Here is an 11,275-nt window from a genome sequence, read left to right on the forward strand (position 1 = left end):
TTTTTTAATTAATTATTGTAATAACCACATCAGACTATCTACATCGTCTACAGGGTATTGCCTGTTTATAGCTTCCGTGACATTTTCTGTGTTAACATTTAGTTCACTTTGTGGGTATTTCCAACGTACAGGAATTTTATTTAAATCACCTGTGCTTAAATTGGTGTTTGGATTAACTGGCAAATCAGGGAAACCTGTACGTCTTTGCTCATAATAAAAGTTAAAACCAGTATTAAGGTAAGAACCAATATATTTTTGTGTTAAAATTTGTTCTATACCATTACTAGGGTCATAAGCCACTTCTGGACCGTTTATATAATCATCAATATAAGTATCATCCAAAGTAACACCGTCATAACTCACAGCATTGTTACGATAGAAAAGCATATTTGCACGTATACCTTCGTTATAATGTTCTTCTGCACTATTAGGAATCCAGCCTAACTGTGCCGCTTCTGCAATATTAAACTCTTGCTCCCAATATCCTAAACTCACATAAGGTTCTGCATCAAATTGTTCATAATAGCGACTGTGAATTCTAGAAAGCTCATTATCTGCTTCGAGCTGAACTATATCATTAAAATCGGCAGTACCATCAGCACCGCTATAGGCGTCAAAATCATTAGGCTGCAACCCTGAGCTTACGGCATTCTGCGTAGGCTCAGCAAAATAGAATAAACGTTCATCTTCTCTTTCTTTTAAAATGTCCATTAAAAATGAATCCATGTGTGGATACTGCGAATGGTTATGTGTTAGACCATTAAACGGATAGCGCTCTCCTTCAATATCAAAAAATACGCGTTGCATATTATCATCATTTGATGTGAATATTGGATATGTACTAGGATCACCCACAATTTGAGCAAACTTTTCTGCAATATTTATTTTGCTATCCCCTTCCTTTTTACTTAAACTAATCAATACTCTTAAAGTGAAAGAGTTTACTGCTTTTCTCCATTTGGAAATATCACCATCATAAATAACATCACCGCCCAAGACATTATCTGTATTTGCTAATATCGTATTAGCTTGTTCTAGCTGATCCAAAATACCTACAAATACATCTTCTTGTGTATCATACTTAGGAGTAAAAAGCGCATCGGTTTCTCCTTCTAATGCTTCCTGGTAAGGTATATCACCAAAAGTTAAGGTTAAACTATGGAAATACCATGCTCTAAAAAAGTGTCCTAATCCTACATATACATCGTCACCAGTACGTCTTGCTTCTTCCTCCATCTTTATGACATTACGTAATGATGAATACGTACCAAAACCAGATCTATCGAAAAAATAATATTGAGAGTTTTCTATACCCGAAGTCCATACATTATGCCTAATAAGTAAAGGATGATTAAAAAATGTTTTACTGTAATATGGTGCAGTCACAGCCAACGCATTTGTGGTTAGTAACAATGATGGTGTAACTTCTTCTGGGTTGTTAGGGTTTTTCGCTATCTCGTCAAAATTCCCAGTACATGCCCCGAAAACTAGCACTAAGAGAGAAAAGTATATAAATTTATAATGTTTCATAGTTTTGATTTTTTATTTATTAAAACGATACCTGAATGTTAAATCCAATATTTCTTTGAGAAGGTGAAGCAATATCATCTTCACCTCTATCCGGATCTACAAAATCCAAATCTGTATTAAAGAGAAACAAATTTCGTCCAACTAGATTAATATTCATTGAGGATAAACCGATATCTTCACAAGTAGCTTTTGGAATGGAATATCCAATAGATAATTCTCTTAATTTGGCAAAAGTCTCTTTAAAAATATTTTGTTCGGTAGCACCATTAAAAACAGAAGGGTTATATCTTTTTTGATATGTTATATAACTAACCTGTTGAGTATTAGGAGCAAATTCTCGTGTATCGTTTATAACCTCCCCACGATCATTATATGTAAGCTCACCACTCACAACTACTACGCCTGGAGCAACATAATTGTTGATACCGTTTGTAGATGCTTCTCTATATTCATTAACCGCATCAGGATGCGCACCACCAAACCATAAGGATTGTTCTGTTCTTGAATGAACAAGACCTCCTACACGACCATCAAAAGAGAACGAAAGTGAAAAATCCTTATAATTTACATTATTGATAAACGCCCAAACATAATCTGGATTAGAGAAACCTCTAACACTTAAATTATCACTTTGAACAGGGAATCCATTACTATGAACTATATTACCTTCTGGATCTCTTTCCCAGTCATATATTAAAAACTGATCGGTACGTGCTCCTTCTTCAACCCAGTAGTTATTAGCCGAGAAGTCTGGATCTAATCTGTTTCTATACGTATTAAATGTTGACCAGTTAATTAACGTATTCCATTGGAAATCATCCGTTTTTATAGGTGTAGCATCAAGAGTTACCTCAAAACCTCTTGTTTCAAATCTTTCTTTAGTATTCGTAGATATACTAGTAAAACCTGAAGCATTTGATACCGGTGCGTCACTTATAATATTAGATGTTAAATTATTAAAATAAGCAAAATCAAGTTTTAAGCGACTTTTAAAAAACCGCAAATCCGCTCCAACTTCATAACTACGTGTTTCTTCTGGCAATAAACCTCCTCCCCTAATAGTCCCTGGGTAAGATGCTGTGCTTTGACCCTGCCATGAATTTGCACTTACAGCATAAACAGGATTTAAACGATAAATATCAAATACGTTTTCCAGATCTATATCCTCTTTTGAAAGTGTCCAAGACCCTCTCAATTTAACAAAAGATATAACCTCAGGTAATTCAACAAGTTCTGAAATTACCGTACTCAATGCTGCTGAAGGATAAAAGAACGATTGTGAATCGGCAGGTAACGTTGTTGACCAATCATTACGACCCGTTACATCAAGAAAAATAGCGTTTTTATACCCTAAACTCAATTTACCATAAGCACTGTTTACTTGTCTTTGTTTTTGATAATTTGTTGCACTCACTGGGTTAGTTGAGTTTGACAAAGCGAAAAAGCCGGGTGTGTTCAATCCATCGGTAGAAGCACCAAGACTACGATACTGATTATAATTAAGAGTTGCACCTGCAAGTACGTTCAAATTAAAATCATCCGTTATTTCTTTATCATATATCAATAAAAGGTCTGAATTTACAGTAAAGTCATACCTCGAAAATTCTGAATAGTTACCTAAACCTTGTCCTTGACTTATTGGAGTATTAGTAGTTGTCCTTACATTATTAGAATTGAAACCCGTTCTACTAGTCACGCTTAGACCTTCAATAATCTCCCAGCTCAAGTTCAAATAACCATAAGCTCCATCTTCGTAATAGCCGTTTAAATTTTCATTGGCAAGAAAATAAGGGTTATTATAAAATGGTGTGGTTTGATAGTAGCGTTGTTGTACATCTTCAATCTCCCAATAATCCTTAAAGTCGCGTACATCAAAATCAACCCCAGACCATACTAGCAAGTTATATATATAACTATTACTCGTGTAGCCAGTTGTAGGAGTATTTGGAGAAAATTGTTTATTATATGTTATAGAAGATTGCACATCAACAGCTCCAATTTTTGTACTACCGTTTACATTTATAGTCACATTATTAAGCTTGGTGTTAGGCACTTGCCCTTCTTGAAAAGTATGTGTTGCTGATACACGGTATGTGCCTTTTTCACTACTACTAGAAACATTAATATTGTTGGTAGTAATAAAGCCTGGTCTTAAAAAACTGTCCAAATTATCCTTTCCACGTGATACCCAAGGAGTCGGTATACGATCTCCTGTTACAGGATCAACAGGACTATCCCATTGCGAAATTTCTTTCCAACCACTTGCAGTTGATGAATCGCGAACATCTAAACGAGGTCCCCATATATAAGTACCAGCATCATTGGTTCCTCCACCAGCACCATCTACGTAGCTATATCTACCATTATCTCCACTACCATAAACAGTTTGACGTTCTGGAACTGCTATAAACCCAGCATTAAAAGTACTGCTACTGCTAATATTGACAACAGTCTTTCCTTTTGGACCTTTTTTAGTCGTTATCATAATTGCACCTCCTGCACCTCTAGAACCATACAATGCAGATGCAGTAGCACCTTTTAATACATCCATACTCTCTATATCACTAGCGCTAATATTATAAAAATTCGTATCTGTTGGCACACCATCAATTACCACTAATGGGGTTTCTCCACGAAGACTAATATCGGGTGTAGTATAAAATTCAGTACTATTATAAACGGTAAGACCAGCAACTTTACCAGTCAAGTTACTCAAAACATTTGCTTCTGGGGCAGTTGTAAGGGCACCTCCTTCTACGTTTTGAACAGCATACCCCAAAGCTTTTTCCTCTTTTTTAATTCCTAAGGCAGTAATTACAACCTCATTTAAGGCGTTAGAATCTTCTGCCAGGTTAATTATAAAATTGGTTTTTCCAGAGATCGCTAACTCTTGGGTGGCGTAACCAACGTAAGACACAACTATAGTTTTACTACCTGAGTTTGTGTTTAGCGTAAACTGCCCATCAAAATCAGTAGACGTACCATTTGATGTTCCTTTAATTAATACAGTTGCTCCTGCAAGTGGCTGTTGTGATACTGCATCAAAAACAGATCCTGTAACCGTTTTATCTTGAGCAAAAACATTTTGGTTAACAGCTAATAATATCAGTATTGCAATAAGATGCTTGAAACACTTATTTCTGTTTACAATACATACTCTTATTTTTTTCCTTAATAAAAGCAAAAAATTAAATTTTTCCATTCGGTTGTTTTTTTTAGGTTTTAATCAGTGTGTCAAATATATAAATTATTTTGATTGAACAGTCAGTCAATTAAAAAATTTTGTTAAATTTGTTAAATTAATACTAACAAGCAGCTAAAATTAAATTATGGGGAGAAAAAGTTTAAAAATAATACGTCAAAAAGAAATTATCGAACATTTTTATAATGTAGCAAAAACTCAAGGCTTAGAAAACACTTCAATAGCCAAGGTGGCAAAAGAAATGAATATTAATACGAGTTTGATTTTATATTACTTTAAATCTAAAGAAGAATTAATGTTTGGTCTAATAGAATATATACTGGAGAGATACAAGTCTATATATGTTACAAATGAAAATGACAGTAGTGAAATTAAGCTCAGAAAAATCATAAACAATTTATTCTCAAAAGATTGGAACAATTTAGTTGATGACGGCGTTTTTTATAGTTGTTACACACTTACCTTCAGAGATGAAAAGATAAAAGAAGCCTTCAAAGACCTACATAATTCTCTAAGATTATTTTTAGAAGAAATAATAATTGAAGCAAAAAAAGACCGAGTTATAAGTGTTAAAAACCCAAAAGAAACAGCAGAGCTTATATTTGTTTTTGTAGAGGGTGCCTACTATTACTTATCACTTTTTGATATTACTGATATTGAATACACTAACAAAACAGAACATTACAAAACAGCAGCTTTAGACATGCTAAAATTTAATAAGGCCCTCCAATAAACTTAAAAATATAGTTATTCCTTACTATTTTTTTTTCTAAAAATGGAAACTATCATTACCAAACCAATGCACATCCAAACAAAATTAGTGAATAAATTAGGGTTATCCTTTGTATCATAAGCACAAATAACTAGGCACAAACCACCAATTACATTCATAGATTGATAAATAATACTATTTGACTGAAGTCTATTAATACTCAATAAGAAATATGAGATTAAGTATGAGGCCGAACCAATCCAACCTACAATTTGAAACGTATTTAATGGCTCTAACATTTAAAATTAACTTTTAAAGCAAATATAGTTTTATGATATTAATTCCATAATAGAATTTGATAAAGTTCAATAATTATTAAATCAGAATAATTATATAGTAAATAAAATTGGAGCATCTGTTGAAAACAAAAAATAATGACTCCACAAATTCATTCTTGTCAAATTACATAATCAAATAAATATATGAGACACAAAAAATTGTTTTTTTTAATAGTCATTTTAACTTTCAATCTCTCTTTTTCGTCTGTAAAAGACCTCACAAACGAGTTTAAAAATAAACTTGGAATTGAAATTATTCTTGACACAACTGTAGTTAGTACATGGCCTCTAGTTCATTATAAAAAGCCTTCCGATTATTGTAGGCTAGAAACCTACTTAAAAATATTAAAGTTTGAGTTTGAAAAATACCCCAAGGAATATTTCAAAAATATTGATTTACAAAAAATTGTGATATGCAACGATTTGAAAGTTAAAGATGTAAAACGAGCCGCCGTTCCCGACCCCGAGAAACATACACTCTTTTTTGCCATTAACTCCAATTATAATAGAAGTTATTTAGTACATGTTATGCATCATGAACTCCACCATTTTACCGAAGATACGTTATGGGATACCATGTATTATAAATGGAAAAGATGGAACAGAAAAAATATTAGAAAATTTGAATATTCTGCTGGTGGACACATTGCATATTTTGATGAAAATAAAAAAGTGGATTGGTACACGCTTAACAACCCCATAAAAGGATTTTTAAATTTATACTCAACAACTGGGCAAGAGGAAGATAGGTGCGAAATTGTCGCTTTGATGATGCATGATTCGAAAAGACATTTGTTAATAGAACTTTGCCAAAAAGACGGAAAGTTAAAAAGAAAAACAAAACTAATGATGAGAACATTGGACAAGTTAAGTGATACTAAAAAAAATTATTGGAGATATAAAGTCATAATCTAGTTTGTAAAGATTCACAATTGAGATTTTTTTTTTATCAATCAAACTTGGCAACCATACTATTTAAATTATACATACAGTTGTAAATTAACAATCAAATAATGTCCAACAAAGAAATTTTTAACAATACTGAAATCGCTTTTTCGCTTAAAAGTGATTCTGAACTAGAACGCGCACATTTTTTATTTAAAATGATTTCCATAGTGCCTTTAGTAAGGATAGGAACTGCTGCAACCAATTTTGCTATTAAAGCACACTTACCTGTTGAAGGACTAATTCGCTCAACCGTATTCGATCATTTTTGTGGAGGCATAAGTGAAGAGGATTGTGTTTCTGTAATTGATAATCTTTATGAAAAAGGCATAAGTTCTGTTTTAGATTATTCAGTTGAGGGAAAAGAAAATGAAAATGAATTTGATGTTGCAAGAGACATGGTACTCAAATTAATCGATTTTTCAAAAGAACGAAAATCCATGCCTTTTGTTGTTTTTAAACCCACAGGATTTGGTAGGTTTTATCTCTATGAAAAATTGGGAAAAGGAGACCAATTAACAGAAAAAGAACAAGCAGAATGGGATAAAATTGTTGAAAGGTTTGACGTGGTTTGTAAAAAAGCGAAGACATATGATGTAGCCGTATTGATTGATGGCGAAGAAAGTTGGATGCAGGAGGCAGCTGATACATTGGTAACCAACATGATGCAAAAATATAATACAGAAAAGCCCATAGTTTATAACACGTTACAAATGTACAGGCACGACAGATTGGCCTTTTTAAAGAAAGAACTTGTTAAGGCTAAAACAGGGAACTATCATCTTGGTTTTAAGTTGGTTCGTGGAGCTTATATGGAAAAAGAAAACAAACGAGCGAATGAGAAAGGGTACACTTCCCCAATTTGCAAAAGCAAACAAGAAACCGACCTTAATTTTAATTCGACCTTAAATTATATCCTTGATAATTTGGAGGGTATCTCTTTAGTTGCAGGAACACATAACGAAGAAAGCTCTTATTTACTTATGGAACTCATGCAAGAAAAAGGATTAAAAAATAATGATAGTAGAGTTTGGTTTGCACAATTATACGGTATGAGCGACCATATTAGTTTCAATTTATCCAATAATGACTATAATGTTGCCAAATACATACCTTTTGGTCCTGTAAAAGATGTGATGCCCTATTTAATAAGACGTGCGGAAGAGAACACTTCTGTTGCAGGGCAAACAAGTAGAGAACTAAATCTATTGAATCAAGAGAAAAAACGCAGGAAATCAGATAGAACTTAAACTATATAGATATGAATAAAATACAAATTTATTTATCCGGTTCCATTTTTTTATTATTATTGATATCATGTAATCAAAAACCTCAAACCAAAAATATCCTTTTTATCCTTGCAGATGACTACGGATATAATGACATGAGTTTAAGAAATAGTAGTTTTTATGAAACGCCCAATATTGATAATCTCGCTAAAGAGGGCATGATATTTAATGATGGCTATGCGGCATGTCAGGTCTGTAGTCCATCTCGTGCAAGCATAATGAGTGGAAAATCGGCAGCCAGGCACGGAATTACAGATTGGATTGGAGCAGAAACTGGAGAAGAGTGGCGAAAAAGAAATAGACACAATAAACTTTTACCTCCTGATTATATTCATAATTTACCACATGAGTATACTACTTTGCCTGAAGCACTTAAGCAAGAGGGGTATAAGACATTTTTTGCAGGTAAATGGCATCTTGGTAAAGAAGGCTCATGGCCTGAAGATCATGGTTTTGATGTCAATATTGGCGGTTGGACTCCGGGAAGTCCCTGGGGAGGATATTTTTCCCCATTCCAAAATCCCAAACTTGAAAACAAAGAAGATGGTGAAAACCTTAGTATGCGATTAGCAAATGAAACAGTGAAATTTATAAGAGATAATAAAGAGGATAATTTTTTTGCATTTCTTTCATTTTACGCTGTTCATGGTCCAATTCAAACCACACAAGAAAAATGGGCAAAGTATCGTGAAAAAGCTGAACGTAATGGAATTAAGGATCGTGGATTTGAAATGGGACATTTTTTACCTATCAGGCAAACTCAGGATAATCCTATTTATGCTGGATTAGTAGAGAGTATGGATGATGCTGTAGGAACTGTTCTCGATGCACTAAAAGAAATGGGGTTAGATGAAAATACGATTGTAATTTTCACATCAGACAATGGTGGCGTTGCTGCTGGAGATAACTTTTCTACATCTAATCAGCCGCTCAGAGGAGGTAAAGGATATCAATTTGAAGGAGGAATACGAGAGCCTTATTTCATAAAAGTACCGTGGTTAAATGTTGCAAATAAACAGTCTAACACTCCAGTTTCGGGTACCGATTTTTACCCTACTATTTTAGATTTATTAGGAATGGAATTAAAACCTGAGGAGCATGCTGATGGCGTATCTCTTCTACCGCTGTTGATGGGTGAAGAAATAGAAAATAGGCCATTAATATGGCATTACCCCCATTATGGAAATCAAGGAGGGGAACCTTCTTCCATAATACGACTCGGTGATTGGAAACTCATTCATTATTATGAAGATAATAGAAATGAACTTTATAATTTAAGGAGTGATTTAGAAGAAACGCATGATGTGTCGAAATATCATTTAAACTTGGTAAAAGAATTAAAAACAAATCTTTTTGATTATCTAGAAGAAGTAGGAGCTAGATTTCCTGTAAAAGATCCATTATATAGTTCAGAATTAGAAGCGGAGTATCTTAAATATATTTCAACTGAGAGAATTCAAAAATTGGAAAAACAACGATTGGAATATCTATCTACAGATTTCGACCCTAAGAATAATTGGTGGGGAAGCGATTTGACAAAAGATTAAAGCACACTTACCTGTTGAAGGCTTAATTAGATCAACCGTATTCGATCATTTTTGTGGAGGCATAAGTGAAGAGGATTGTGTTTCTGTAGTTGATAAACTTTATGAAAAAGGGGTAAGTTCTGTTTTAGATTATTCAGTTGAAGGGAAAGAAAATGAAAATGAATTTGATGCCCTATTTAATAAGGCGTGCAGAAGAGAACACTTCTGTTGCTGGGCAAACAAGTAGAGAACTTAATCTATTGAATCAAGAAAAAAAACGCAGGAAATTAAAAAGAGTTTAAACCCTGAGTTTATCCAAAATTTTGTGTTTTTGAAAAATAATTTCAAAATCCATAGGTTAAAATAATGATTATTATAACCTGTCAGGAAAACAAATATACAATTGATTGTAAATCTGCCCCCATTTAAAGCGTGTTTTCTTCCATTTTTTTCTGATGCTTTGCGCTGCTAAATAAATGGATTTCAAGGCGGCATCATCGTGAGGAAACACCTTTTTGTTTCGTGTGTATTTACGCAGACTGGCATTAAAGCTCTCAATAATATTGGTGGTATAGATGAGTTTCCTGATTTCTTTAGGGTAGTTTAAGAAGGTGGACAAGTTCTGCCAATTGTTTTCCCAAGATTTTACGGCTGATAGATATTTGTCTTCCCAGTTTTGTTTGAACACTTCAAAAGCTTCTTTTGCAAATTCTTCGTTATCTGCTTGATAAATAGCCTTAATATCTACCATTATTGCCTTTCGGTCTTTGTAGCTCACATATTTCAAGGAGTTCCTAATCTGATGGACGATACATATTTGACGAATACTATCTGGAAAAATGGCTTCGACTGCCTTATCCAGCCCCGAGAGGTTGTCGGAACATAAAAAGAAGATGTCTTTTACCCCACGCAAGCGCAGATCATCTAAAATGGACATCCAAGCAGCCGCCTTTTCGGTTTCCACAATACTCATGCTTAAAATATCCTGTTGCCCTTCTGTGTTTACACCTAAAACAATCATACAAGCCTTGGAAATAACCTTGCCTTCCTGACGTATCTTATAGTGGATGGCATCTATCCAAATAATGGGGTATACATCTTCTAGAGGCCTGTTCTGCCAAAGTTTGATATCTTCAAGTAATTGGTTAGTGATGATGGATACTTGAGATGTTGAGTAGTGTACGCCATAGGTGCTCTCAATAAAGTCAATGATGTCGCTATTACTCATACCCTTGGCGTAAAGCAGTTGGATACAATCCTCTAGTTCTTGACTAATAGATTGGTGTTTAGGGACAACAACAGGCTCAAAGCTAGCTTCTCGATCTCTCGGTATTTTAATGCGCTGTTCCCCATCTTGAGTCTTTATAGTTTTCTCTGAAAAACCGTTACGCTGGTTGCTTGCAATTACTGAATCCCCTTTTCCAAAACCTAGATGGGCGGTCATCTCTGCTTTTAAAAGTGATTCAATGCCACGTTTGAGTAGTTGCTCTTTGACTTTTTCAAAGTCTTCTTTGTTCTTGATCTCACCGATTAAGGCTTCTAATTGTTTTTCTAATTCTGTGTTCATAAGATAAAAATTTAAAAGTAAATTTTTTGCCTATGAATTTCAAAATCATTTTTCAACTAAATTTTAGCAAAAACACAAAATAGTTTACAGTCCCTGTAAAAAATTAGGCATATAATTTAGTTAGTCTAAACAGGAAAAACGGGATATCTCTAACACCTCTAAACAT

At 33.9% G+C, this 11,275-nt stretch carries 8 protein-coding genes and 1 pseudogene; 5 read left to right on the forward strand and 4 right to left on the reverse strand.

All coding sequences use genetic code 11. The annotated features are described in order from the left end of the window. Positions 1–12 precede the first annotated feature (12 nt). Complete coding sequence (locus KO493_RS01175; RefSeq protein ID WP_216066127.1) at positions 13–1,530, reverse strand: SusD/RagB family nutrient-binding outer membrane lipoprotein; 1,518 nt, start codon at positions 1,528–1,530, stop codon at positions 13–15. A 19-nt stretch (positions 1,531–1,549) separates the two neighbouring features. Further along, positions 1,550–4,732, reverse strand: coding sequence for a SusC/RagA family TonB-linked outer membrane protein (locus KO493_RS01180; RefSeq protein ID WP_216066128.1), 3,183 nt, complete (start codon positions 4,730–4,732; stop codon positions 1,550–1,552). Between the two features lie 127 nt (positions 4,733–4,859). Here KO493_RS01180 and KO493_RS01185 point away from each other — a divergent pair, with 127 nt between their 5' ends. Then, positions 4,860–5,465, forward strand: a complete 606-nt coding sequence (locus tag KO493_RS01185; RefSeq protein ID WP_216066129.1) for a TetR family transcriptional regulator — start codon at positions 4,860–4,862, stop codon at positions 5,463–5,465. Between the two features lie 14 nt (positions 5,466–5,479). Here KO493_RS01185 and KO493_RS01190 read toward each other — a convergent pair whose 3' ends face one another. Further along, a complete protein-coding gene (locus KO493_RS01190) occupies positions 5,480–5,743 on the reverse strand; it encodes a CBU_0592 family membrane protein (RefSeq protein WP_216066130.1) in 264 nt (87 codons plus the stop codon). Positions 5,744–5,926: 183 nt separating this feature from the next. Here KO493_RS01190 and KO493_RS01195 point away from each other — a divergent pair, with 183 nt between their 5' ends. The 4 genes and pseudogenes from KO493_RS01195 to KO493_RS16085 form a co-directional block, all read left to right on the forward strand. Beyond that, complete coding sequence (locus tag KO493_RS01195) at positions 5,927–6,697, forward strand: hypothetical protein (protein WP_216066131.1); 771 nt, start codon at positions 5,927–5,929, stop codon at positions 6,695–6,697. Between the two features lie 98 nt (positions 6,698–6,795). Then, positions 6,796–7,977, forward strand: a complete 1,182-nt coding sequence (locus KO493_RS01200; protein WP_216066132.1) for a proline dehydrogenase family protein — start codon at positions 6,796–6,798, stop codon at positions 7,975–7,977. Positions 7,978–7,988: 11 nt separating this feature from the next. Beyond that, entirely contained in the window at positions 7,989–9,563 is a 1,575-nt protein-coding gene (locus KO493_RS01205; protein ID WP_216066133.1) for a sulfatase, read from the forward strand. After that, positions 9,559–9,768 (forward strand): annotated as a pseudogene (locus KO493_RS16085) (proline dehydrogenase family protein); the annotation flags it as partial. The gene KO493_RS01205 and the pseudogene KO493_RS16085, both read left to right, overlap by 5 nt. A 147-nt stretch (positions 9,769–9,915) precedes the next feature. Here KO493_RS16085 and KO493_RS01210 read toward each other — a convergent pair. After that, positions 9,916–11,109, reverse strand: a complete 1,194-nt coding sequence (locus KO493_RS01210; RefSeq protein ID WP_216066134.1) for an IS256 family transposase — start codon at positions 11,107–11,109, stop codon at positions 9,916–9,918. Positions 11,110–11,275 lie beyond the last annotated feature (166 nt).

It is taken from the genome of Pseudotamlana agarivorans, from assembly GCF_018860245.1.
GTDB lineage: Bacteria > Bacteroidota > Bacteroidia > Flavobacteriales > Flavobacteriaceae > Pseudotamlana > Pseudotamlana agarivorans_A.